The organism is Pseudomonas sp. SG20056 (assembly GCF_031764535.1).
Taxonomy (GTDB): Bacteria; Pseudomonadota; Gammaproteobacteria; order Pseudomonadales; family Pseudomonadaceae; genus Aquipseudomonas.
This window is the reverse complement of the sequence record NZ_CP134499.1, coordinates 2014676-2039899: the sequence shown is the minus strand read 5'-3', so window position 1 is coordinate 2039899 and position 25224 is coordinate 2014676. Positions and strand designations below refer to the sequence as shown.

General features: G+C 59.3%; 23 protein-coding genes. 9 read left to right on the top strand and 14 right to left on the bottom strand.

The features are described from left to right. The first annotated feature begins 1 nt into the window (after position 1). From RHP75_RS09820 to cobA, 8 genes are all read left to right on the top strand, one after another. Positions 2-793, top strand: a complete 792-nt coding sequence (locus RHP75_RS09820; protein WP_311091656.1) for an ABC transporter ATP-binding protein — start codon at positions 2-4, stop codon at positions 791-793. A gap of 143 nt (positions 794-936) precedes the next feature. Beyond that, positions 937-1275 carry a polysaccharide lyase family 7 protein gene (locus RHP75_RS09815; protein ID WP_311091655.1) on the top strand — a complete coding sequence of 113 codons (339 nt, stop codon included), beginning with the start codon at positions 937-939 and terminating at the stop codon, positions 1273-1275. A gap of 4 nt (positions 1276-1279) precedes the next feature. Next, positions 1280-1423, top strand: coding sequence for a polysaccharide lyase family 7 protein (locus RHP75_RS09810; RefSeq protein WP_311091654.1), 144 nt, complete (start codon positions 1280-1282; stop codon positions 1421-1423). Positions 1424-1489: 66 nt separating this feature from the next. Continuing rightward, positions 1490-3334, top strand: a complete 1845-nt coding sequence (locus RHP75_RS09805) for a sulfatase-like hydrolase/transferase (RefSeq protein WP_311091653.1) — start codon at positions 1490-1492, stop codon at positions 3332-3334. 81 nt (positions 3335-3415) lie between these two features. Further along, entirely contained in the window at positions 3416-3862 is a 447-nt protein-coding gene (locus tag RHP75_RS09800; protein ID WP_311091652.1) for a thioesterase family protein, read from the top strand. An 812-nt stretch (positions 3863-4674) separates the two neighbouring features. Further along, on the top strand, positions 4675-5886 hold the full coding sequence (locus RHP75_RS09795) for a nitrate/nitrite transporter (RefSeq protein ID WP_311091651.1): 1212 nt from the start codon (positions 4675-4677) through the stop codon (positions 5884-5886). 120 nt (positions 5887-6006) lie between these two features. Then, positions 6007-7674 carry a bifunctional protein-serine/threonine kinase/phosphatase gene (locus tag RHP75_RS09790; RefSeq protein WP_311091650.1) on the top strand — a complete coding sequence of 556 codons (1668 nt, stop codon included), beginning with the start codon at positions 6007-6009 and terminating at the stop codon, positions 7672-7674. 434 nt (positions 7675-8108) lie between these two features. After that, positions 8109-8846 carry a uroporphyrinogen-III C-methyltransferase gene (gene cobA / locus RHP75_RS09785; protein ID WP_311091649.1) on the top strand — a complete coding sequence of 246 codons (738 nt, stop codon included), beginning with the start codon at positions 8109-8111 and terminating at the stop codon, positions 8844-8846. Positions 8847-8978: 132 nt separating this feature from the next. On the opposite strand, the gene RHP75_RS09780 is transcribed toward cobA, so the two are convergent. The 9 genes from RHP75_RS09780 to ppsA form a co-directional block, all read right to left on the bottom strand. Next, the gene (locus tag RHP75_RS09780; RefSeq protein ID WP_311091648.1) at positions 8979-9944 is read right to left on the bottom strand and encodes an OmpA family protein; all 966 of its coding nucleotides are present in this window, start codon (positions 9942-9944) and stop codon (positions 8979-8981) included. A 99-nt stretch (positions 9945-10043) separates the two neighbouring features. Beyond that, positions 10044-10643 (bottom strand): RNA polymerase sigma factor SigX, encoded by a 600-nt coding sequence (gene sigX / locus RHP75_RS09775; protein ID WP_090386790.1) that lies wholly within the window; start codon positions 10641-10643, stop codon positions 10044-10046. A gap of 88 nt (positions 10644-10731) precedes the next feature. Next, positions 10732-11547: a mechanosensitive ion channel family protein gene (locus tag RHP75_RS09770; RefSeq protein ID WP_160014145.1), complete on the bottom strand. Its 816-nt coding sequence runs from the start codon at positions 11545-11547 to the stop codon at positions 10732-10734. 2 nt (positions 11548-11549) lie between these two features. Then, on the bottom strand, positions 11550-11795 hold the full coding sequence (locus tag RHP75_RS09765) for a CrfX protein (protein ID WP_090255899.1): 246 nt from the start codon (positions 11793-11795) through the stop codon (positions 11550-11552). A 54-nt stretch (positions 11796-11849) separates the two neighbouring features. After that, positions 11850-12845 carry a zinc transporter ZntB gene (locus RHP75_RS09760; protein WP_311091647.1) on the bottom strand — a complete coding sequence of 332 codons (996 nt, stop codon included), beginning with the start codon at positions 12843-12845 and terminating at the stop codon, positions 11850-11852. A gap of 20 nt (positions 12846-12865) precedes the next feature. After that, positions 12866-13354: a ribonuclease E activity regulator RraA gene (gene rraA, locus RHP75_RS09755; RefSeq protein ID WP_090255901.1), complete on the bottom strand. Its 489-nt coding sequence runs from the start codon at positions 13352-13354 to the stop codon at positions 12866-12868. 30 nt (positions 13355-13384) lie between these two features. Next, positions 13385-13684: a Rieske (2Fe-2S) protein gene (locus tag RHP75_RS09750; protein WP_311091646.1), complete on the bottom strand. Its 300-nt coding sequence runs from the start codon at positions 13682-13684 to the stop codon at positions 13385-13387. A gap of 48 nt (positions 13685-13732) precedes the next feature. Then, positions 13733-14740 (bottom strand): alpha/beta fold hydrolase, encoded by a 1008-nt coding sequence (locus tag RHP75_RS09745; RefSeq protein WP_311091645.1) that lies wholly within the window; start codon positions 14738-14740, stop codon positions 13733-13735. Positions 14741-14882: 142 nt separating this feature from the next. Further along, positions 14883-17258 (bottom strand): phosphoenolpyruvate synthase, encoded by a 2376-nt coding sequence (ppsA, locus tag RHP75_RS09740; protein WP_090255903.1) that lies wholly within the window; start codon positions 17256-17258, stop codon positions 14883-14885. Between the two features lie 180 nt (positions 17259-17438). On the opposite strand from ppsA, the gene RHP75_RS09735 reads away from it, so the two are divergent. Beyond that, on the top strand, positions 17439-18257 hold the full coding sequence (locus tag RHP75_RS09735; RefSeq protein WP_304867712.1) for a pyruvate, water dikinase regulatory protein: 819 nt from the start codon (positions 17439-17441) through the stop codon (positions 18255-18257). A 67-nt stretch (positions 18258-18324) separates the two neighbouring features. On the opposite strand, the gene prpF is transcribed toward RHP75_RS09735, so the two are convergent. From prpF to RHP75_RS09710, 5 genes are all read right to left on the bottom strand, one after another. Beyond that, complete coding sequence (gene prpF, locus RHP75_RS09730) at positions 18325-19512, bottom strand: 2-methylaconitate cis-trans isomerase PrpF (protein ID WP_311091644.1); 1188 nt, start codon at positions 19510-19512, stop codon at positions 18325-18327. A gap of 106 nt (positions 19513-19618) precedes the next feature. After that, positions 19619-22231, bottom strand: coding sequence for a Fe/S-dependent 2-methylisocitrate dehydratase AcnD (gene acnD, locus RHP75_RS09725; protein ID WP_311091904.1), 2613 nt, complete (start codon positions 22229-22231; stop codon positions 19619-19621). A gap of 11 nt (positions 22232-22242) precedes the next feature. Beyond that, positions 22243-23403 carry a 2-methylcitrate synthase gene (gene prpC, locus RHP75_RS09720; RefSeq protein ID WP_311091643.1) on the bottom strand — a complete coding sequence of 387 codons (1161 nt, stop codon included), beginning with the start codon at positions 23401-23403 and terminating at the stop codon, positions 22243-22245. A gap of 31 nt (positions 23404-23434) precedes the next feature. Further along, a complete protein-coding gene (prpB, locus tag RHP75_RS09715) occupies positions 23435-24319 on the bottom strand; it encodes a methylisocitrate lyase (RefSeq protein WP_311091642.1) in 885 nt (294 codons plus the stop codon). Further along, positions 24316-25047: a GntR family transcriptional regulator gene (locus RHP75_RS09710; RefSeq protein ID WP_311091640.1), complete on the bottom strand. Its 732-nt coding sequence runs from the start codon at positions 25045-25047 to the stop codon at positions 24316-24318. Before RHP75_RS09710 ends, prpB begins: the two co-directional genes overlap by 4 nt. Positions 25048-25224 lie beyond the last annotated feature (177 nt).

The following is a 25224-nucleotide window of genomic DNA, read 5'->3' as shown; positions in this document are numbered from 1 at the left end:
CATGGATAAATTCGTGGAGCTGACCCAGGTCGGCAAGCATTTCGACACCAAGAAAGGCCGCTTCCAGGCCCTAACCGACGTCAACCTGAGCATCGCCAAGGGCGAGTTCGTCACCCTGATCGGCCACTCGGGTTGCGGTAAATCCACCGTGCTCAACCTGATCGCTGGCCTGCTCGAGGCCAGTGAAGGCGGCCTGATCTGCAACGGCCGCGAGATCGACGGCCCCGGGCCGGAGCGCGGCGTGGTGTTCCAGAACCACAGCCTGCTGCCCTGGATGACCTGCTACGGCAACGTCTACCTGGCGGTGGAAAAGGTCTTCACTGGCAAGGAAAGCAAGGCCCAGCTCAAGGAGCGCACCGAAGCGGCGCTGGCTATGGTTGGCCTGAGCCACGCCACCTACAAGCATCCCAATGAAATCTCCGGCGGCATGAAGCAGCGCGTCGGTATCGCCCGCGCCCTGGCCATGCAACCCAAGGTGCTGTTGATGGACGAACCCTTCGGCGCGCTGGATGCCCTGACCCGCGCGCACCTGCAGGACGAGCTGCTGCGCATCGTTGGCGAAACCCACAGCACGGTGGTGATGGTGACCCACGATGTCGATGAAGCGGTGCTGCTGTCCGATCGCATCGTAATGATGACCAACGGCCCGGCGGCGACCGTGGGCGATATCGTCAAGGTCGAGCTGGCGCGCCCGCGCGATCGCCTGGCTCTGGCCAATGACCCGCACTACCACGCCTACCGCACCGCCGTGCTGGAGTTTCTCTACCAGCGCCAGCAACGCCCGGCAGCCTGAGGCAGGGCTTTACCCGTCGTATTTGCCGCCCCTGGGCACCGAGCGCGACGGGTAAAACCGCTGGCCCACCGATCAGACTGATTGAACTTTACCCAACGATATTCAACGAACAGGAGCCAGCCCCTCTTTTCTAAGGATCACCTGTGTTCGACCTCACTACCTGGAATCTCTCCGTACCCAGCGCCCCAGCGCCGAGCACCATCAGCACGGCCCGCCTAAACAATGGTTACAGCAGCCAGTATTTCCGCCGCAACGCCGATGACAGCGTGACGTTCTGGGTAGCAGTCAATGGCTCGCGCACCACCGACGCCCGTCTCAAACTGCTGCTGCGCAAACGCCCTGGCGACGAAGAGGTGGAAAATATCCGCTGGCGGAAAACATCAGGCTGGGCGAGCGCTTCGGCTATGATCTGCGCCTCAGCCCCAGCGGCATGCTGGCAGTTAGTGTCAGCATGCCGCTGGCGACAATGGCGCCCTGCATAAGGCATTGAGTACGCACTGGGGCAACCAGCAGCTGTATTTCAAGGCCGGCGCCTACATCCAGGATCACCACGGCCCCTCCAGCGAAGGCAGCAAAGTGACCTTCTATGGGGCTCGACAGCAGGCATCGTTAATCCCTCGTCTACGTTAAGCCCCGCTTAAGCAAGCTGCCTTACGCTGCAAAGCTTCGTGCCATCCCCCTAATAAGGAACTGTCTATGCCCCCCTTTGCGCCCGCTCGCCGCGTTGACGCGTTGTATTGGCTGTTTACCTGGCTGGCTGTAGCCGTCCACCTTAGCCAACTGTTCGAACCAGCCGAGTCATTGGGCATGGGGGTATATCAGGGGCTGTTGATCAGCAGCTATGCCTTGCTGTTTATCAGCCCGTTCTGGCTGCTATGCCGGCTGTGCGGACGCTGGTTGGGGGCGGCGCGAATTGTCCTGCTGATTACCTTGGCCAGTGCGCTGCAACTGCTGATCTACGCAGACATGCTGTTGTGGAAACTCTATGGTTTTCATCTCAACGGTTTTGTCTGGAACATTCTGACCACCCCCGGCGGAATCGCGGCCTTGGGCTCATCGGAATCCAGCGAGCGCGGTTTTGCCTTGATTGCCCTCACCACAGTGGCCGGCCAAGGTGTGCTCTACCTGCTGGCTGCTGGCTTGGTGCGCAAGGCTCGCGGCGTACCGGTGCCACGTCTGCTCTGGGTGCTGCCGCTGTTTATCCTGCTGGCCGTGGGTGAGCGAACCAGCTATGCGCTCAGCCATTTCTATGGCTACAGCCCTCTGCTGGAAACCGCTCAGCGCATGCCGTTTTATCAACCTCTGACCATGCGCGGCTTCCTCGAGAAACGCCTGGGCCTGGAGCGCCCGCAGCGCATGGAAGTGGAAAATGTCGCGCTGAAGGGCCAGCTGGCCTACCCGCAAGCCCCCTTGCGCATTGAACCGCCGGCCAAGCCATTGAACGTGGTTTGGCTGGTGGCCGAGTCCTGGCGGGCAGACAGCCTCAATCCGCGGGTAATGCCGCAAACCTATGCATTCGCCGAGCGCGCGCAGCGTTTCGACAATCACTTTTCCGGCGGTAACGGCACGCGCATCGGCATGTTCAGCCAGTTCTACGGGCTGCCGGCCAACCTCTGGTTCCCGGTGCTGGATGCGCGGGTGGGCAGCCCGCTGATTGATGTACTGCAACAGCAGCAGTACCAGATGAAGCTCTTCACCAGTGCCAAATTCAGCTACCCGGAGTTCGACAAAACCCTCTTCGTCAAAGTCCCCGCAGAACAGATGCAGGCCTTTGACCAAGGCCACAGCTGGCAGCGTGACCGCAAGAATGTCGATGACCTGCTGCAGTTCATTGACCAGCGCGCGCAGGCCAAGCCCTTTATGACCTTTATGTTTTTCGAGTCGCCCCACGCCAACTACGAATTTCCTCCTGAGTCGGTCATTGAGCCGGATTACCTACCGGACTTCAGCTACGCCAGCATGGATCTGGAGCGGGACATCCAGGGGATCTACAAGCGCTATCTCAACTCGGTGCACCATCTTGATAGCCAGATAGCACGCATCACCGAGCATCTGCAGGCCAAAGGACTGCTCGACAACACGCTGATCGTGATCACCGGCGACCACGGCGAAGAATTTATGGAAAAAGGCCGCTGGGGCCATAACTCGACCTTTGTCGATGAGCAGATCAAGGTTCCGCTAGTGCTCTGGGTGCCGGGCCAGGCGGCGCATCGCGAAGCGCTGCCTACCAGCCATGTCGACCTGCTGCCAACCGTGCTGCCGTTGCTTGGGGTGAATAACCCCCCGCGCGACTACAGCATCGGCCAAAGCCTGTTCAAACCCAGCGCCACACGCATGCTGATTGCCGGCGACTGGGATCGTTTGGCCTTTATGGACGGCCAGCACAAGGTGGTACTGCCATTTTCAAGCGGCAGCTTCACCGCCATGCAAACCAGCCACGCCGATGATCGCCCAATTGCCGATGCTTCGCGATTGTTGCCACTGGCCATGCCGGTGATACGCAGCGAACTGCAGGGCATTCGCCGCTTTCTCGCGCATTAACTGGCTCGGACGTATACAGCCATGGATGGCGCCCACCCCTAGTGGGTAAACTGGCGGTCTTTCTCGACTGCGATTTTGCCCATGGCCCGCCTGACCCTTGAGTTCCCCGAAGACCAGTTCTGCTACAGCACCCACCTAACGGTGCGGGTGACGGATATCAACGCTGCCAACCACCTGGGCAACGATTCGATGATCTCGATGATTTCCGAGGCGCGTGCACGCTTTCTGTTCGAGTTCGGCATCGAGGAAACCCAGGAAGACGGCACAGGCATCATCGTCACGGACCTCGCTACCACCTACCGCGCCGAGGCTCACGCCCGCGATCAGTTGCTGTTTGAAGTCGGCGTGATGGACTTCAACACCTATGGCGGCGACATTACCTTCCGCATCACCCGCCCCGCCGACAACACGCTGGTGGCCATGGCCAAGTCCGGGTTTGTCTTCTTCAACTACAAACTGGGCAAAGTGGTGCAGATGCCGGTGACTTTCAGCAGCAAATTCAGCAAGGTCAACTGGCTGGGCAAATAGTCCGGGGTTACCCGCATAAAGCGGTTGATTGCTCGCCTGATCACGCTTGATCGCGACAATACGAGCAGATCGAAGCTTAATTGCGCGACTATTCGACTACCGCCGTGACAACTGGCACATCCTCTGCTACGCCTTAGGCATAACAACAAAAGCAGGGGAATTGCTATGCCGACCACGCGCAGCCATGTCCGCCACGCCGGGCTCTTGAGCAACCTACTCGCTCTGGCCCTCCTGACCCTTCCCTTACCGACCCAGGCTGCATATGCAGCCGCCGACATCACCCCCAGTGAGTCACGCTGCAGTGCGCTAACGCTTACCAGCTGACGCACTCTAACCAAGGCCCATCGCGGCCTGACCTTATCAAACCTGGTTTGCCAGAGCTGGGAACAGACTCTGCGCCCCATTCAAGGGCAAGCCGTCCGCCAGCGCCTCCTTTTACAGCACAGCCGCAGATATCCAACAGCTAAAAGCCCCGTGAATCCATGAATTGCCCGGTTGGCGCAGCTCTTGCTACAGCCCTGTTACAGGTAGCCAATGGCGGCTGCTCAACAAACGACAAAGACGTCGCATAAACCACGCCCCAAGGCGTTCGGCTCATGCGGCGTTTTGCGTTTTATGCCCCAGCGTTTGGGGCTGGCACCTGCCCTGCGATCCAGGACTCGCGCTAGTAACGCTCTCAACCCAGCTGTGGCTTCGGCCTCAGGGTGGCGTACCACAAGTACACCACCTCCCCGATGGGTTGCGGCCGCCGTGTCCACGAGCATGGCGTACCGCACCCCACCGGGACCCTTTTTTGCTGAATGAGGTTTTCGATGAATACAAGTTTCTGGAAATCCGGCCACACCCCAACCTTGTTCGCTGCGTTTCTGTATTTCGACCTGAGCTTTATGGTCTGGTACGTGCTCGGCCCGCTGGCTGTGCAGATCGCCACCGATCTCGACCTGACCGCGCAACAGCGCGGCCTGATGGTTGCCACGCCGATTCTCGCCGGCGCCGTGCTGCGCTTGTTGATGGGTTTTCTGGCCGACCGCCTATCACCCAAAACCGCCGGCCTGATTGGCCAGGTGATTGTCATCGTGGCGCTGTTCTGCGCCTGGCAGATCGGCATCAGCAGCTATGAACATGCCTTGTTATTAGGTCTGTTCCTCGGTTTTGCCGGCGCGGCTTTTGCCGTAGCCCTGCCGCTGGCCTCGCAATGGTATCCGCCGCAGCACCAGGGCAAGGCCATGGGCATTGCCGGTGCGGGCAACTCCGGCACCGTGCTGGCTGCACTGTTTGCCCCGGGTTTGGCGGCACTGTTCGGCTGGCAGAACGTCTTCGGCTGGGCACTGGTCCCGCTGCTGGCAACCCTATTGATTTTTGCCCTGCTGGCCAAGAACGCCCCTGAGCGGCCCAAGCCCAAAGCCCTGGCTGACTACCTGAAAGCCCTGGGTGACCGCGACAGCTGGTGGTTTATGTTTTTCTACAGCGTGACATTCGGCGGCTTTATCGGCCTTGCCAGCGCCCTGCCCGGTTACTTCAACGACCAGTACGGCCTCAATCCGGTGACCGCCGGCTACTACACCGCCGCCTGCGTTTGTGCCGGCAGCCTGTTACGCCCACTCGGCGGCGCATTGGCCGACCGTATCGGCGGTATCCGTTCGCTGCTGATGATGTACACCCTGGCGTCCTTGAGCATTGCCGCTGTGGGTTTCAATCTGGAAAGTTCGACCGCCGCACTGGCCCTGTTCGTCACCGCCATGCTCGGCCTTGGCGCAGGTAACGGTGCAGTTTTCCAACTGGTGCCGCAGCGCTTTCGCAAGGAAATCGGCGTGATGACCGGACTGATCGGCATGGCCGGCGGCATCGGCGGCTTCCTCCTCGCTGCAGGCCTGGGCACCATCAAGCAGCAAACCGGTGATTACCAGCTCGGCCTGTGGCTGTTCGCCAGCCTCGGTGTACTCGCCTGGTTCGGCCTCTACGGGGTCAAGCTGCGCTGGCGCACCACCTGGGGCAGCGCCGCAGTGACCGCCGCGCGGGTGTAATTACACAACTCAGGGTGGATGAACGCTTTTTTATTCACCCTGGAGCGACGGTAGATCGGTAAAGCGCGATCCACCCCTTTGCCTCAGCGCTTCTTCAGCCGCCTATCCAGGAACCTCTGCATGGCCTTGCAACTGACATTCGGCGAAGCCAGCGCTACCGGCCCGCGTAGCGAAAACCAGGACGCCATTCGCGTGGTCACCCCGGCTCCAGCGCTGGCAGCCAGCAAGGGCTACCTGTTCGCCCTCGCCGATGGCGTCAGCCAATGCGCCGACGGCGGCCTGGCGGCGCGCGCCACTCTGCAGGCCCTGGCCCTGGATTACTACTCCACCCCAGAAACCTGGGCGGTCACCCAATCGCTGGACCGCGTACTGGTCGCGCACAACCGCTGGCTGCAAGCCAATGGCGGCGGTCAGCCGCTGCTCACCACCTTGAGCGCACTGATCCTGCGCGGCCGGCGTTTTACCCTGGCGCACGTCGGTGATTGCCGGGCCTATCGCTGGCTGAACGGCACGCTCGAGCGCCTCAGCGAAGACCATGTGTGGGAACAACCCGGCATGCAGCATGTGCTCAAGCGCGCCATGGGCCTGGATCAGCATCTGGTGATGGATTACCTGGATGGCGAGCTGCGCGAAGGCGAATGTTTCGTACTGGTCAGTGACGGTATCTGGGCCACCCTGGGCGACGCGGGCATTCAGCGCATCCTCCACGATGAACAGGATCTGCCAGCCGCAAGCAGTGCGCTGGTCAATGCCGCGCACCTGGCCGGCAGCCAGGACAATGCCAGTGCCCTATTGCTGCGCGTTGAGGCATTGCCGCAAAGCGATCTGGCCGACACCCTGGCGCAACTGCAGCACTGGCCGCTACCGACAAAACTGCGTGAAGGACAGAACTTCGAAGGCTGGCAGGTCGAGCGAGTGCTGGCCGAATCGCGCCAGTCGTTGGTCTACCGGGTGCGCGATGCCCAAGCGCGGCGCTGGATGCTGAAAACCCTGCCACCCAGCCGCAGCGATGAGCCGCAAGCCGGCCCCGCACTGTTGCTCGAAGAATGGTTTCTGCGTCGCGTGGCCGGGCGCTTCTTCGCCGAAGTGCATCCGCTGCCGCAGCGTCAGCATCTGTATTACGTGCAGCGCGAATATGCCGGGCAAACCCTGGCCGAACATCTGCGTCTGAGCGGCCCATTGGGCCTTCCGGAATGGCTGGACATTGCCCCTAGGCTGATCAAGGCCCTCGGTATGCTGCATCGGCGCAACATCCTGCACCGCGATATCAAGCCGGAAAACCTGCTGTGGGGCGATGACGGCGAGCTGCGCGTGCTGGATTTCGGCCTGACCTACTGCCCCGGCCTGACCCGCGATGAAGCCTACGAGCTACCCGGCACACCCAGTTATATCGCTCCGGAAGCTTTTAGCGGCGCCGCCCCCAGCCCGCAACAGGATCTCTACAGCGCAGGCGTAACCCTGTATTTCCTGCTTACCGGACATTACCCCTATGGCGAAATTGAAGCCTTCCAGCATCCTCGTTTCGGTCAGCCGACCCCAGCCAGCCGTTATCGACCGGATTTACCCAGCTGGGTCGACGACAGCCTCAACCGAGCCCTCAGCGCCGAACCCAAACAGCGCTATGAAACCGCCGAGGAATGGCTGCTCTATCTGGAACAGGCGGAACGTAAGTCCCTTAACAGCCGGCCACGGCCACTGCTGGAACGTGAACCGCTGCTGGTCTGGCGAGGCGTGGCGTTGTTTTCCCTGCTGCTGAATCTGCTCCTGCTGATCGGGCTGCTGCATTAAAGCCGTCACTTGCGCACCAATACTGCGCAAAGCGCCTTTAAATGGTGCGTAAAACCCTCAAAAAACAGCTGTAACTTACTGATAAGCCTTTAAAATACGCACCATACAAGTTGGCACAGGCTCTGCATTGCTGATTACACAATTTAATAAAGCGCGGTCTCAACGAAGAAGGCTGCACTTCCCGATAGAACGGGACTTGGACAAAGGCGTCCTCGCTAGGTGACTAGCGGGACGCCTTTTTTGTGGCCAGCCATCCATGGCGACCACCCTACGGGCCGTCGCGGGGCGACGTCAAAAATTGCTCCCGACAATATTTTGTTTTGCGTGAGTTTTATTCAGCAGCTTGATGGCTACATAAATGACTGCTGCAACATGGCGGCTGCGTAGCCAAATCAAACTACTGCTGGTGATGCACAAAGGCTGAGGAAATCAATATGAGCGCAAAAGTCTGGCTAGTAGGCGCAGGCCCCGGTGACCCGGAGCTGCTGACCCTCAAGGCGGTCAAAGCCCTGAACCAGGCAGAGATCGTGATGATTGATGATCTGGTCAATCCCGCCGTATTGGAGCACTGCATCAACGCGAGGATCGTGCCGGTAGGCAAGCGCGGCGGTTGTCGCTCCACGCCACAGACGTTTATCCATCGCCTAATGCTGCGTTATGCCCGCCAGGGTAAATGCGTGGTGCGCCTGAAAGGCGGCGACCCCTGCATCTTCGGCCGTGGCAGCGAAGAAGCCGACTGGCTGAGCGAGCACGGTATCGAGGTGGAAATGGTCAATGGCATTACAGCAGGCCTGGCCGGAGCAACCAACTGCGGCATCCCTCTGACACAGCGCGGCGTAGCACGCGGAGTCACCTTGGTTACCGCTCACACCCAGGATGACAGCAGTCTCAACTGGCCCGCTCTGGCTCAGAGCGGCACAACCCTGGTGGTGTATATGGGCGTGGCCAAACTGGCAGAAATCCGCGAGAGCCTGCTGGCAGGCGGCATGCGCGCCGACATGCCAGTGGCCTTGATCGAGAACGCTTCGCTGCCATACCAGCGCGAGTGCCGCAGCAGCCTTGCGGCCATGCAACAAGCCGCCCACGACTTCAAATTGAAAAGCCCGGCCATTCTGGTGATTGGTGAGGTGGCCGCTCAACCGAACATACAGCTCACTGCTATCAGCGCCTAACTGCTTCGCTAAGTTCCCCTTGCCTGCCACCAGCGGGCTTTTTTACATGGGTTTTTCTTTATGGGCCGCCATCCATGGCGGCCCATAAAGAAAAACCCGGCCGAAGCCGGGTTTTCTATACAGCCAGATCGATTACTGCTTGATCTGAGCTTCTACTTCAGCTTCTACGCGACGGTTAACAGCGCGGCCAGCGTCGGTAGCGTTGTCAGCAACCGGACGAGATTCGCCGTAGCCAGCAGCGTTAACGCGAGCAGCGTCTACACCGTACTGGTTAACCAGCACGTCACGAACAGCGCTTGCACGACGCTCGGACAGGTTCTGGTTGTAGGCGTCGCTGCCTTTGGAGTCAGTGTGACCTTCAACCACGGTGGTGGTTTGTGGGTACTGCTTCATGAAGTCAGCCAGGTTCTTGATGTCGCCATAGCTTTCTTCTTTAACGCTGGCTTTGTCGAAGTCGAACTTAACGTCCAGCTCAACGCGAACCAGTTCCATCGGCTCTTCAGCAGCAACTGGCTCAGGAGTCGGTTCAACAGCAGCTACGGCAACCGGAGCCGGCTTGCTGCCGCCACCGAAGTTCATGCCGATACCAACGCTTGGAGCCCACTCGGTGTCGCCCTGGTCGATGTTGTACTGAGCTTCAACGCCAGCACGGGCGTAGAAGTTGTCAGTGAAGTAGTACTTGGCGCCGCCGCCGATGTTGGCGAAGGTGGAACCGTTACGACCATTGCGACCGGACTGACCGATGCTCTGATCCGAGAAACCTGCAGAAACGTAAGGACGCAGTGCGTCGCCAGCGTTGTTGAAGTGGTACAGAGCATCCAGAGCGGTGTTCGAGCCCTTGATGTTGCGGCCGTCTTCGCCACGAGCGTTGTGCACTTCGTCGTAGGCCAGACGCAGCTCAACGTCGTCAGTCAGGTAGTAGCCGATGCTACCGCCGAACAGGTTGCCGTTGTTTTTGAAGTCACGGGCGCTGTCGAACATTTCCTTCTTAGCAAAACCCTCCACTTCGACAGCGCCTTGACCCTGAGCCAGAACGCTGAGGGAGGATGTGGCCAACAACGAGCCAATGACAACGCCTAAAGTGTTTTTCAATTTCATTACTAATGTTCCCTATCTTGGTGGTCAGTAAGTTGTCTGACAGACACAAGACAACTCAGCCGGCAATTCTAACAGAATTAACCGTTAGCTATGATGGCTTTATTCAAGATAAGTTTCAGTGCTATCCGAAAATTTCTCGCGCAAACGATCAAGTGCGCGTTTATAGCGCATTTTCGTGGCACTCAAGCCCATGTGCATAATGTCGGCGATCTCCTGGAACTCCAGCTCTGCGACAAAACGTAGCACCAGAATTTCCCGATCAATCGGATTGACATGCACCAGCCAACGGTCAAGACCGCCTTTATCTTCAGGCTTTGGGGCCTTTTCTTCGGACGCTTCTTCAAGCGGGTCCAAACTTAAGGCGTCAATAAGACGGCGTTTACGCCGCTCTTTGCGATATTGAGTAATGCATTCGTTGTAAGTGATGCTGTACAACCAGGTTTTGAACTTTGATTTGCCCTCAAAGTTCTTCAGGCCATATAAGACCTTGAGCATGACCTCCTGACAAACATCGTCAGCATCACGATCATTACCTAAATAACGCGCGCACACGTTGAATAACGTGCGCTGGTAACGACGCATCAGCTCTTCATAGGCGCGGGTTATATGGAATAACTCGTCGTGGGCACGCGCCACCAACTCTTCGTCCGAGAGTTCGCGGGGATCGTAACGCAGAGACGCAGAGTGGGCTTTATTCAAAACGAGTCGGGCCGACAGTCAGGACATAAGCCAGCGCAGCCTGTAAGTCAGGCTGCGGATTGGCCGCATACAATAACAGGGATTGGCCTTAGCGGCTGCTTACCTGCTGCTCGAGCAAGGTACGGTTGGCCACTGAAACCAGCTCGCCGGCTTCCGTCAGCAGCGTGGTTTTCACCGTGCCGATTTCCTCGATCTGCCCTTCGACCGCGCCAACCTGCACTTGTTGCCCGACCTCATACAGCTCGCGCACATAAATACCGGCCAGAATCTGGCTGGCAATGTCCCGGCTGCCCAGGCCCAACGCCAGAGCGACCGCCAGACCGACCGAGATCAGCACAATGGCGATCACGTTGTTGAGCAGATCGGTTTTCACTTCAAGCTGACCGATCGCCACCGAAATACTGATGATGATCACCAGCCCCTGAGCCACGCGGCCCAGGCCACTTGCATAGTCCAGCCCTACACCTTCTGCGGCACCGCGCACTAGGCCGCTGACCAGTTGCGCCAGTAATACGCCCGCGAGCAGCACCAGGGCCGCACCGAAGACTTTTGGCAGGTACAAAGCCAGTACATCAAGGGTCGCAGAAACTCGCTCCAGGCCCAGCGACTCGGCGGCGGTCACTAGGAAGATCAACAGCACGAACCAGTAGACGATCTTGCCGATCAGGGTCGACACCGGCACCTGAATGCCGGCACGGCTCAGAAGCTTGGTCAGGCCAGTGCCAGCCATCAGGCGATCCAGGCCGATCTTGCCGAGCAATTTCGACAACAGCGTATCGAGGAACTTGGCCACCACAAAACCCAGCAGTACCACCACCATGGCGCCAAACAGGCGCGGGATAAAGGCGGCAATCGGGGTCCAAACGCTGGCCATCGCGTCAACCAGAACTTGAGTAAATTCCATGCTCAGTCAGCCTTATTAACAGTTGAATCGGTGGTTTTACGGCGCGAGACCGGCGCCACATGCGCCGAGCCGTTGTTCAGCGCGAGCATCAGGGCGCCAGCCCAGTGCCCCATCAAGGCAAACAGATCGCCTGCGCCGACCTGGCGATTGGCGGTTTTCAGCACACGATGCAAACAAGCGTCATCGTCGTGACTCGAGGTGGGCGACTTGAGCAAATCGCGCAGTGATTCTTCAAAGGGATCGTGCATGGCGCACCTCACAGGATGTGTCGGCTAGACGAGGCGAGTACAGGGCAAGTCACATCAGATCCAGCGCAAGCGACGAAACAGCAGCCACTGCACCAGCGCCACTACAGCCATCAGCGAACATGCCAGAAGAAAGCCATGGGGGCTTTCCGAGCCTGGAATACCGCCGACATTGATGCCGAGCAAACCGGTTAGAAAGCTCATCGGCAGGAAAATCCCGGTGATGATGCCGAAGCGGTACATGATGCGGTTCATCCGCTCATCCATGCGTCGATTTTCCGCTTCCAGCAGCAGATTGACCCGTTCACGGCTCAACTCCAGCTCTTCGAGGTAACGCGTCAGGCGGTTATTCAATTCATTCCAGTAACTGCTATCGGCGCCGACCAGCCAAGCCTGGGCGCTGGCTGTGAGCTGCCCATAGATATCCCGCTGTGGCGACAGAAAACGTCGCAAGCTGGCGGCACGCCGACGGATTTGCAGCAGCGTGGCATGGTCAGGTGCCTGCCCCTCCAACGCATCGGCGCACTCTTCCTGATCATCGACCTGTTCGGATAACTCGCCGACCAGCAGCTCGATCTTGTCGGTTAGGTAATGCGCCAGGCGCAAAATCAGCTCAGCCGAGGTTTTCGGCCCTCGCCCCGCCAGCAAATCCTCGATCAAGGCTTCTGTTGCGTGCAAAGGCCGCAAGCGCAGGGAGATCGCGCGCTGGGTATCGGCAAAAATGCGCACCGAGACCATGTCTTCAGGCTCGGCCCCTGGATTGAGGTTAAGGCCACGCAGGAACAGCAACAGTTGCTGCTCAGGCAACGCCAGCAGACGTGGGCGAGTGTTCTCTTCCAGCAGCAGGTCGCAGGCAAAAGCGCTTAGACCACTTTCTGCACGCAACCAAGTCTGCGTTTGCGGATGACTGCGATCCCAATGCAGCCAGAGGCTTTCCTGTTCACCCAGCACCAGGCCGTGTAGCTCTTGCCGGGCAATACTGCGGGCGCCGCCTTGACCATTGAGGACAAAAGCGTGCACCAGGCCCCATTGCGCGTTGTCACCTTCGTGCATGACAGTTTCCCGCAAGCGACCTACTCCGGCATCTGCAGCGCAGACGGCGAGATGATCACGCCGTTATTGTCGGCGTAGATAAACTCACCCGGGCGGAAGGTCACGCCGCCAAAAGTTACTGCGACATTGAGGTCACCGATGCCACGCTTGTCGGTTTTCATCGGGTGGCTGGCCAGAGCCTGGATGCCCAGATCGGTTTGCGCCAGCACGTCGACATCGCGCACGCAGCCATACACCACAATGCCTTCCCAGCCATTCTTTGCGGCTTTTTCGGCCAGCATGTCGCCCAGCAGCGCGCGGCGCATGGAGGCACCGCCATCCACCACCAGCACTTTGCCTTTGCCCGGCAGGTCGACCTGCTCCTTGACCAGCGAGTTGTCCTCGAAGCACTTAACGGTGACGATCTCGCCGCCGAAGGAATCGCGACCACCGAAGTTGCTGAACATTGGCTCAACTACCTGAACCAGTTCCGGGTAGGCGTCGCACAGATCGGGAGTGATGTAGTGCATGGCAAAGCTCCTTGGATAGTGTGAGGGTGCTTACAGGTCGATCCCGACCCGATCCGCTTCATAAGCTACAGGCAAATACACAAGACTGGCGCAGGGCGCACTCAGCGCGCTGCCACTGGCCAGGTCAAACTCTATTCCGTGCCGCGGGCAACGCAGCACACCAGCGGTGACGCTGGCCTTATCCAGTGCTGCTCCTTGATGAGGGCAGCGGTTTTCCAGCAGCAAGGTACGGCCTTCGACCACCATCAACAGCAGACTACGCCCCTGCAGCTGAAAAACCTGTCGGTAGCCGTCGTCAAGGTTGAGCAAGCGCTCAAGAGCAATAAACATCGCAGCTGCGCCTTCACCGCAAACGTGAACGCGATACTAGCCGCAAGCTCACTCAGCGGAAACGGCTTTATTGCCTTCTAGCTCGCGGCTTTCCAGCTCCGCAGCCACCTGTGGGCTCTTGCGTAGCCACTGCTCGACCAACGGCCAGACCTCGCGCTGCGCTTCTTTACTGACGAGCATTTCGACATGACCAAAATCACCGCTAAAGCCATGCTTCTTACCCAGGCAGAGAAATTCGCTCAAGGGTGAACCGAACTGCTTGAGCAACTTCTCGCAGGCCCAGGCCGGATCCTGGTGATCACCCAGCGCAGCTACAGCCATAACCGGCACGCGCACCTCAGCCAGGCCAGCCCACCAATCGCGGTCAGCATCGCCAAAACGGCCGAACAAGCCATGCCAGCGCAGGCTCTCGACCGCCAGACCAATCGGCTCATCCTCAGGGCCGCGCTTGAGTCGCGAACCAGAAATCACCGAAAAACGCTTGAGCAACAAACGGCTACCCCACTCCAGTGGTGGCACCTTCAGCGGCCAGTAAACCCTGCTGATTTGGCTACCGAACAACACGCCAGAGGCGACTTTACTTTCACCCAGGTAATGCCCACCGAGTGCACCCGCCAGAATGATCCCGCCTAAGGAGTGCCCCAGCCAATGGGCCTTCTGCGGATTCTGCTCATAAATAAAATCAGCAATTGCCGGCAGGTCATAGCGTACGTAGTCACTGACCGTGTTGCGTGAGTAGTCGCGGTTACGCGGCGACAGACCATGACCACGCATCTCGGCGATCCACACATCAAAACCAGCGCGCGCCAAGTAAGGCCCAAGGCCAATGCACTTGGGTGAATACCAGAAGCGCCGGTTGGAAAAACTACCGGGAATCAGAATCACCGGCACGCCACGCACTTGTTCATGGCCGGCACGACCGAGACGGGTCAGGGCCAATTCGACACTGCTGTCCGGGCTATTACCGGGTTTGAGACGATAGACATCCTCGCTCAAATCGCCCCGAAACTCGGCACTGATCAAGGTGACGGGGAAAAGCTCACTGCTGCTTTGCATCTATCTTCGCTCTGGTACAACCAATTGCCGGGAGCAATTCTTTCACGTCGCAAGCGACGGCCCGGTGGGGGTAAGCACAGGATGTGCTGGCACAAAAAAGGGCAGGATCAACCCGCCCTTGAACAGAGATTTAAACGCGCTATCAGGCTGGCGCTTGGCCTTCAGCCAGGAAGAACCAGGTATCGAGCACCGAATCCGGGTTCAGCGACACGCTTTCGATGCCCTGCTCCATCAGCCAGCGCGCCAGATCTGGATGATCCGAAGGGCCCTGACCGCAGATGCCGATGTACTTGCCCGCCTTGTTACAGGCCTGGATGGCATTGCTCAGCAGCTTCTTCACGGCCGGATTACGCTCATCGAACAGGTGCGCGACGATGCCCGAGTCACGGTCCAGGCCCAGGGTCAGCTGAGTCAGGTCGTTAGAACCGATGGAGAAACCGTCGAAGAACTCGAGGAACTCTTCTGCCAGGATCGCGTTGGACGGCAACTCGCACATCATGATGACCTTCAGGCCATCCTGACCACGGGCCAGACCGTTGGCAGCCAGAAGGTCGACCACCTGACTGGCTTCACCCAGGGTACGCACGAACGGCACCATTATCTCGACGTTGGTCAGGCCCATCTCGTTGCGCACTTTCTTCAGCGCACGGCACTCCAGCTCGAAGCAGTCACGGAACGATTCACTGATATAACGCGAAGCGCCACGGAAACCGAGCATCGGATTCTCTTCTTCCGGCTCGTAGAGTTTGCCGCCAATCAGGTTAGCGTATTCGTTGGACTTGAAGTCCGACAGGCGCACGATGACCTTCTTCGGCCAGAACGCCGCAGCCAGGGTGCTGATGCCCTCAACCAGCTTCTCAACGTAGAAATTGACCGGATCATCGTAACCGGCGATGCGTTTCTCGACGCTGTCTTTGATCTCCGGCGGCAAGCCAGCGAAGTTCAGCAGCGCTTTCGGGTGCACGCCAATCATGCGGTTGATGATGAATTCCAGGCGCGCCAGGCCAACACCTTCGTTGGGCAACTGGGCGAAGTCGAAGGCGCGGTCCGGGTTGCCAACGTTCATCATGATTTTGAACGGCAGCTCGGGCATGGCATCGACCGAGTTCTTGCGAATGTCGAAGCCCAATTCGCCTTCGAAGATAAAACCGGTGTCGCCTTCGGCGCAGGAAACCGTCACACCCATGCCGTCTTTCAGCACCTGGGTGGCGTTGCCGCAACCGACTACCGCCGGAATACCCAGTTCACGGGCGATGATCGCGGCATGGCAGGTACGCCCGCCACGGTTGGTGACAATGGCGCTAGCGCGCTTCATCACCGGCTCCCAATCCGGGTCGGTCATGTCGGAGACCAGCACGTCGCCGGGCTGGACTTTGTCCATCTCGGACACGTCATGGATCACCCGCACGCGGCCTGCACCAATCTTCTGACCGATCGCGCGGCCTTCCACCAGCACGGTGCCGGTTTCCTTGAGCAGGTAGCGTTCCATCACATTGACGTTGGTACGGCTTTTCACCGTTTCAGGACGCGCCTGAACGATATACAGCTTGCCGTCATCACCGTCTTTGGCCCATTCGATGTCCATCGGGCGACCGTAGTGCTTCTCGATGATCATCGCCTGCTTGGCCAGCTCGCTGACCTCAGCATCAGTCAGGCAGAAACGCGCACGTTCGGCACGGTCCACATCGACCACCTTGACCGATTTACCGGCCTTGGCTTCGTCGCCGTAGATCATCTTGATGGCTTTGCTGCCCAGGTTGCGACGCAGAATGGCAGGGCGACCCGCTTCCAGGGTTTGTTTGTGCACATAGAATTCGTCAGGGTTCACCGCCCCTTGCACCACGGTTTCGCCCAAACCATAGGCGCCGGTGATAAACACCACATCACGGAAGCCCGATTCGGTGTCCAGGGTGAACATCACCCCGGCGGTTCCCGTCTCCGAGCGCACCATGCGTTGCACGCCAGCGGACAAGGCGACCAGTTTGTGGTCAAAGCCCTGGTGCACGCGGTAGGCAATGGCGCGGTCATTGAACAGCGAAGCGAATACTTCTTTGGCCGCGCGGATCACGTTGTCCACACCGCGAATGTTCAGGAAGGTTTCCTGCTGGCCAGCAAACGAGGCATCTGGCAGGTCTTCGGCGGTGGCCGAGGAACGCACGGCAACGGCCATATTGTCGTTACCACCGGCCATTTCGGCGAAGGCGGTGCGGATCTGCGCGTTCAACTCTTCGGGGAAAGCAGCGTCCATCACCCACTGACGAATCTGCGCACCGGTCTTAGCCAGGGCATTGACGTCATCGACATCAAGGGCATCGAGCGCGGCATGGATCTGATCGTTCAGACCGCTCAGTTCAAGAAAGTCACGGTAGGCCTGGGCCGTAGTGGCGAAACCGCCGGGCACCGAAACTCCGGCACCAGCAAGGTTGCTGATCATCTCGCCCAGGGAGGCGTTCTTGCCCCCTACGTGCTCAACATCGTGATTGCCGAGCTTATCGAGGGAAACTACGTACTCTACCAAGGTGATCTCTCCACTAAGGTGTTGGAAAAGCTCAAGGGGCTGGGGAAGCTCGGCGGTACACATGCCCGCACGATTGTGGCCTGGCCCTGGAAAATAAGTAACAATGCCGGCCAGATCGGCCCTGCAAAGGCGGGCCTATGATAGCCAAGATTCGTCCTCAGCTTAAGGCCCATGGTGCAAATGAAACGAACCGCTTTCTTCATCTCCGATGGCACCGGCATAACCGCCGAAACCCTGGGCCAAAGTCTGCTGGCACAGTTTGAAACCATCGACTTCACCAAACTCACGCGCCCCTACATCGACAGCGTGGAAAAAGCGCGCGCAATGGTACAACAAATCAACACCGCCGCAGAAAAAGACGGCGCGCGACCGATCATCTTCGACACCATCGTCAATCAGGACATTCGTGACATCCTGGCCGAGTCCGATGGTTTTATGATCGATATCTTTTCGACCTTCCTCGCCCCACTGGAGCAGGAACTGACCTCGCACTCCTCGTACTCGGTCGGCAAATCTCATTCCATCGGCCACAACTCCAATTACATGGAGCGCATCGAGGCGGTCAACTTCGCCCTGGACAACGACGACGGTGCGCGCACCCACTACTACGACAAGGCTGACCTGATCCTGGTTGGCGTCTCGCGCTGCGGTAAAACCCCTACCTGCCTGTATATGGCTATGCAATATGGCATTCGTGCCGCCAATTACCCGCTGACCGAAGACGACATGGAACGCCTCCAGTTGCCAGCCGTGCTGAAAAAGCACAAGGACAAGCTGTTCGGCCTGACCATCGACCCGGACCGCCTCACCGCCATTCGCCACGAACGCAAACCCAACAGTCGTTACGCCAGTTTCGCTCAGTGCGAGTTTGAAGTGCGCGAAGTGGAAAACCTGTTTCGCCGCGAGAACATCAACTTTATCAACTCCACCTACTTCTCAGTGGAAGAGATCTCCGCGAAGATCCTGGTGGAAAAAGGTGTTGAGCGCCGCCTCAAATAACCTGCACAACTCATTGAAGCTAAAAGAAAAGGCTCGAACTCTTCGAGCCTTTTCTCATTTATAAATGCTACAAAGCATCGCCCGGCACACGTACCCAACCTTCCATCAAAATCCGCGCGCTGCGACTCATGATCGCCTTGGTTACCGTCCACTGACCGTCGACCAGCGCGGCCTGCGCACCCACGCGCAAGGTGCCGGATGGATGACCAAAACGCACGGCTTCGCGCGCACTGCCGCCCGCAGCCAGATTGACCAAGGTGCCAGGAATCGCCGCTGCAGTGCCGATGGCCACCGCGCAGGTCCCCATCATGGCGTGGTGCAGCTTGCCCATGGACAGCGCCCGCACCAACAGATCAACTTCCGCAGCCTGTACCGTCTTGCCGCTGGAAGAAACGTAATCCTTGGGTTTGGCGACAAAGGCGATTTTCGGCGTGTGCTGGCGGGTCAGTGCCTCATCCGCCGTTTTGATCAGCCCCATGCGCAACGCCCCCGCCACACGGATCTTCTCGAAACGCGCCAGCTGTTCAGGGTCACCGTTGATCTGCTCGCGCAACTCAGTGCCCTGATAGCCAATATCTTCGGCGTTTACGAACACGGTCGGAATGCCCGCAGTGATCATGGTTGCCTTGAAGGTGCCAACACCCGGCACATCCAGGTCGTCCACCAGGTTGCCGGTGGGGAACATCGAGCCACCCTCCTCGCCGTCGTCGGATGGATCAAGGAACTCCAGCACGATCTCGGCCGCCGGGAATGTCACCCCGTCCAGTTCGAAGTCACCGGTTTCCTGCACCTGACCATTACTGACCGGCACATGGGCGATGATGGTTTTCTGGATATTCGCCTGCCAGATCCGTACCACGCACACGCCGTTGTCCGGGATAAGCGCAGGGTCAAGCAGACCGGCATGAATGGCGAAGGCACCGGCACCAGTAGACAGGTTGCCGCAGTTTCCACTCCAGTCGACAAAGGCCTTATCGATCGAAACCTGGCCATAGAGGTAATCAACGTCGTGATCCGGTTGACTGCTTTTCGACAGGATCACGCACTTGGAGGTCGAGGATGTTGCGCCGCCCATGCCGTCGATCTGCGCTGCATAAGGGTCAGGGCTGCCGATCACCCGCATAAACAGCTTGTCGCGCGCGGCGCCCGGCACCTGGCAGCTTGGCGGCAGGTCCTGCAGGCGGAAGAACACGCCCTTGCTGGTACCGCCACGCATATAGGTGGCGGGGATTTTGATTTGAGGTGCGTGGGGCATGGCTAAGAGCTACTCCAAATTATGTGAAGGCTGCGCATGCAGGAGGGGCTTTAGCCGCGAGCTTTTTAACGCTAAACGCGGCAAAGCCACTCCCACAACACTGCGCTTAAACTGCCGCCGTCGACTCGAGGAAGTCCTGAGCAAAGCGCTGCAGGACGCCACCGGCCTTGTACACATGCACTTCAGCGGCAGTGTCCAGACGACAGGTCACTGGCACCTTGACCACTTCACCGTTGCGGCGATTGACCACCAGGGTCAAGTCGCAGCGGGGCGACACATCGCCCTGGATGTCGTAAGTCTCGGTGCCGTCGAGGCCCAGAGTCAGGCGGGTAGTGCCCGGCTTGAACTCAACCGGCAGCACGCCCATGCCCACCAGGTTGGTGCGATGAATACGCTCGAACCCTTCGGCCGCGATTACTTCCACGCCCGCCAAGCGCACGCCCTTGGCCGCCCAGTCACGCGAGCTACCCTGGCCGTAGTCAGCACCGGCGACGATGATCAGGTTTTGCTTGCGGTTCATGTAGGTTTCGATCGCTTCCCACATGCGCATGACCTGACCTTCCGGCTCAACGCGGGCCAGCGAGCCCTTCTTCACCACACCGTCAACCACGGCCATTTCGTTGACCAGCTGCGGGTTGGCGAAGGTCGCGCGTTGCGCGGTCAAATGATCCCCCCTATGAGTCGCGTAGGAGTTGAAGTCCTCCTCCGGCAAGCCCATTTTGTGCAGGTACTCACCCGCGGCAGAGTCCAGCAGGATGGCGTTGGACGGTGACAGGTGATCGGTGGTGATGTTGTCCGGCAGGATCGCCAGCGGCAGCATGCCCTTGAGCGTGCGCTCGCCGGCCAGTGCGCCTTCCCAGTAAGGCGGGCGACGGATATAGGTGCTCATCGGACGCCAGTCGTACAGCGGGCTTTCGGCTTCGGTGACAGTGCCCAAATCGAACATCGGGATATAGATCTGCCGGAACTGCTCAGGCTTCACCGAGGAGGCAACGATGGCATCGATCTCTTCGTCGCTCGGCCACAGGTCCTTGAGGGTAATCGGGTTGCCGTTCTGGTCATGACCGAGCACATCCTGCTCAATGTCAAAACGCACGGTGCCGGCAATGGCGTAGGCCACTACCAGCGGTGGCGAAGCCAGGAAGGCCTGCTTGGCATACGGGTGGATGCGCCCATCAAAGTTGCGGTTACCTGAGAGTACAGCGGTGGCGTAAAGGTCGCGGTCGATAATTTCCTGCTGAATCACCGGATCCAGCGCACCGGACATGCCGTTACAGGTGGTGCAGGCGTAGGCGACGATGCCGAAGCCGAGCTGTTCCAGCTCGCTCAACAGGCCAGCCTCTTCCAGATACAACTTGGCGACTTTCGAACCCGGCGCGAACGAGGTTTTGACCCAGGGCTTGCGCAGCAGACCCAACTGGTTGGCTTTTTTCGCCAGCAGGCCGGCCGCCACCACGTTGCGCGGATTGGAGGTGTTAGTGCAGCTGGTGATGGCGGCGATGATCACCGCGCCATCTGGCATCAGGCCCTCACCCTCCTCCAGCTTGCCAGCGGCCAACTTGGCCTCATCGGCAATGCCACGCTCGTGCAGCGCCGAGGTCGGCAGGCGCTTGTGCGGGTTGCTCGGGCCGGCCATGTTGCGTACCACGGTGGACAGATCGAAACTCAGCACGCGCTCGTATTCGGCAGTGGCCAGGGCATCAGCCCACAGGCCGGTGGTTTTGGCGTAGTGCTCGACCAGCGCCACTTGCTCCGGCTCGCGACCAGTGAGCTTGAGGTAATCGATGGTCTGCTGATCGATATAGAACATCGCCGCCGTGGCGCCGTATTCCGGGCACATGTTGGAGATGGTTGCACGGTCACCGATGGACAGGCTGTCTGCGCCTTCGCCGAAGAACTCGACCCAGGCGCCGACCACGCGCTCCTTGCGCAGAAACTCGGTCAACGCCAGGACGATATCGGTGGCGGTAATCCCAGGCTGACGCTTGCCGGTCAGTTTAACGCCGACGATATCGGGCAAGCGCATCATCGACGGCAAGCCGAGCATCACCGTCTCGGCTTCCAGGCCACCGACACCAATGGCGATCACGCCCAGAGCATCGACGTGCGGAGTGTGGGAGTCGGTGCCGACGCAGGTATCCGGGAACGCGATGCCGCCACGTGCCTGAATCACCGGGCTCATTTTCTCCAGGTTGATCTGGTGCATGATGCCGTTTCCGGCCGGGATCACGTCGACGTTCTTGAACGCGGTCTTGGTCCACTCGATAAAGTGGAAGCGGTCCTCGTTGCGGCGCTCTTCCACGGCGCGGTTCTTCTCAAACGCATCCGGGTCAAAGCCGGCAAATTCCACGGCCAGCGAGTGATCGACGATCAGTTGGGTCGGCACCACCGGGTTGACCTTGGCCGGGTCACCCCCTTGCTCAGCGATGGCATCACGTAGGCCAGCCAGGTCGACCAAAGCGGTCTGGCCAAGAATGTCGTGGCACACCACCCGCGCCGGATACCAGGGGAAATCCAGCTCCTGCCTGCGCTCGATCAGCTGCTTGAGCGCATCGGTCAGCAACTCCGGCTCGCAGCGGCGTACCAGTTGCTCGGCCAGCACGCGACTGGTGTATGGCAGCTTGGCGTAGGCCCCCGGAGTGATGGCATCGACCGCCTCACGGGTGTCGAAGTAGTCCAGCACTGTGCCGGCCAGCGGTTTGCGGTATTGAGTGTTCACTGGGCTGCTCATTATTTGCGGTCCTTGAGCGGCACAAACGTCAGGTCCTCAGGACCTGTGTAATTGGCGCTCGGACGGATGATCTTGCCGTCGATGCGCTGCTCGATGACATGACTGGACCAACCGGAAGTGCGCGCAATCACGAACAGCGGAGTGAACATGGCGGTGGGCACGCCCATCATGTGGTAGCTGACGGCGCTGAACCAATCGAGGTTGGGGAACATCTTCTTGATGTCCCACATGATGGTTTCCAGACGCTCGGCGATGTCATACATCTTCATATTGCCTTGCTCAGCCGACAGCTCGCGCGCCACCTCCTTGATCACCTTGTTGCGCGGGTCCGCCACGGTGTAGACCGGATGACCGAAGCCGATGACCACTTCCTTGCGCTCGACACGGGCGCGGATGTCGGCCTCGGCCTCGTCCGGGTTGTCGTAGCGTTTCTGGATCTCGAAGGCCACTTCGTTGGCGCCGCCATGTTTCGGGCCACGTAATGCGCCGATGCCACCGGCGATGCAGCTGTACATATCCGAGCCGGTACCGGCGATCACCCGCGAGGTGAAAGTCGACGCATTGAACTCGTGCTCGGCGTACAGGTTGAGCGAGGTGTGCATGGCGCGCACCCAGGACTCGCGCGGCTTCTCGCCGTGCAGCAGATGGAGGAAATGCCCGCCGATGGAATCGTCGTCGGTTTCCACCTCGATGCGCTTGCCGTTGTGGCTGAAGTGGTACCAGTACAGCAGCGCGGAACCCAGCGAAGCCATCAGCTTGTCGGCAATGTCACGAGCACCGGGGTGGTTGTGGTCGTCCTTTTCCGGCGACACGCAACCGAGCACCGACACAGCCGTGCGCATCACATCCATCGGATGGGCAGATGGCGGCAGTTGTTCGAGCGCGACCTTCAACGCTGCAGGCAACCCGCGCAGGGCCTTGAGTTTGGCCTTGTAGCCGGCCAGTTCGGCCACATTGGGCAGCTTGCCGTGTACCAGCAGGTGAGCGATTTCTTCGAACTCGCAGCGGTTGGCAAAATCCAGCACGTCATAGCCACGGTAGTGCAGGTCGTTGCCAGTACGGCCGACGGTGCACAGGGCAGTGTTGCCGGCAGCTGTGCCAGAGAGGGCCACGGATTTCTTCGGCTTGAAGCCTGGGGTGGTTTCCGGGGTTGCGCTCATGCTTATCTCCTCAAATCCGGTTGATGCGTTGTTATTTTTTTGCGGCAAACAGGGCGTCGAGCTTCTGCTCGAAGGCGTGGTAACCGATGCGGTCATAGAGTTCGGCGCGGGTCTGCATCAACTCGATCACATCTTTCTGGTGGCCGTTCTGGCGAATCGAGGTGTAAACACTTTCTGCAGCCTTGTTGGCGGCGCGGAAGGCCGACAGCGGGTAGAGCTGAATGGCCACGCCGACCGAGGCCAGTTCGTCACGGCTGAACAACGGCGTGGCACCGAATTCGGTGATGTTGGCCAGCACCGGCACATTCAGCGCATCGACGAAGCGCTTGTAGGTCGGCAGGTCATAGGCGGCCTCGGCGAAAATACCGTCGGCACCGGCTTCCACGTAGCGCTGGCAGCGCTCGATGGCGGCATCCACACCTTCGGCTTGAATCGCGTCAGTGCGGGCAATCAGGAAGAAGTCAGGATCGGTCTTGGCATCGGCGGCAGCGCGCACGCGGTCGACCATTTCCTCGCAGGAGACGATCTCCTTGCCCGGACGGTGGCCACAACGCTTGGCACCCACCTGATCTTCGATATGCGCGGCGGCTGCGCCGGCCTTGATCAGGTTCTTGATGGTGCGCTCGATATTAAAAGCCGAAGGGCCAAAGCCGGTATCGATGTCGACCAAAAGCGGCAGGTCGCACACGTCGGAGATGCGGCGTACATCAGTGAGCACGTCATCCAGGGTGTTGATGCCCAGATCGGGCAAACCGAGAGAACCGGCGGCCACCCCGCCACCGGACAGGTAGATGGCCTTGAAACCCGCGCGCTTGGCCAGCAAGGCGTGGTTGGCATTGATCGCACCGATTACTTGCAAGGGCGACTCAATGGCAAGCGCCTGACGGAAACGCTGGCCTGGGGAAAGCTGATTCATGACTCACCTCGTGGTTTGGCTGTCTTGGTGTGTGCGCCCGTACTGCTGGAGAAATGGCGCTCGATATTGCGTTTGGACGCCCCGATATGCCGGCGCATCAGCAACTCGGCCAACTCACCGTCTCGGTCGGCGATGGCATCGAGAATACGGTGGTGTTCGGCAAAGGCCTGACGCGGACGATTGGGCGTCGCGGAGAACTGCAGGCGGTACATGCGCACCAGTTGATAGAGCTCGCCACAGAGCATCTGGGTCAGGGTCTTGTTACCGCTGCCTTGGATGATGCGGTAATGGAAGTCGAAATCGCCTTCCTGCTGGTAGTAGCCGACGCCCGCCTTGAAGGCGGCGTCCTGCTCATGCAGGTCCAGTACCTGACGCAACTCGTCGATCTCCGCCTGGGTCATGCGCTCGGCGGCCAGGCGACAAGCCATGCCCTCCAGGGATTCACGAATTTCATAAAGCTCGATCAGCTCGGCGTGACTGAGCGATACCACCCGCGCACCGATATGCGGTACGCGCACCAGCAGACGCTGGCCTTCCAGGCGGTGAATCGCTTCACGCAGCGGGCCACGGCTGATGCCATAGGTGCGCGCCAGTTCAGGCTCAGAAATTTTGCTGCCGGGGGCAATCTCGCCCTTGACGATAGCCGCCTGAATACGCCGGAAAACCTGTTCAGAAAGGGTTTCCGAATCTTCCTGACTGGACTCGAGCGGCTCAATTACATCAAGCATATTGTCGACACTGCGAAAATTAAGTGCCTGAAAATTACGCCTAGACAGCATTAGTGTCAAACGAACCAAGAACATTGTTGACAATATGCAGCACTACTTTAGTCGCCTGCAGTCGCGACCTTACTTGCATAAACGCCTATAAGCGCCTGTCACGACTGAAAAAGCCCATGGTAGAAT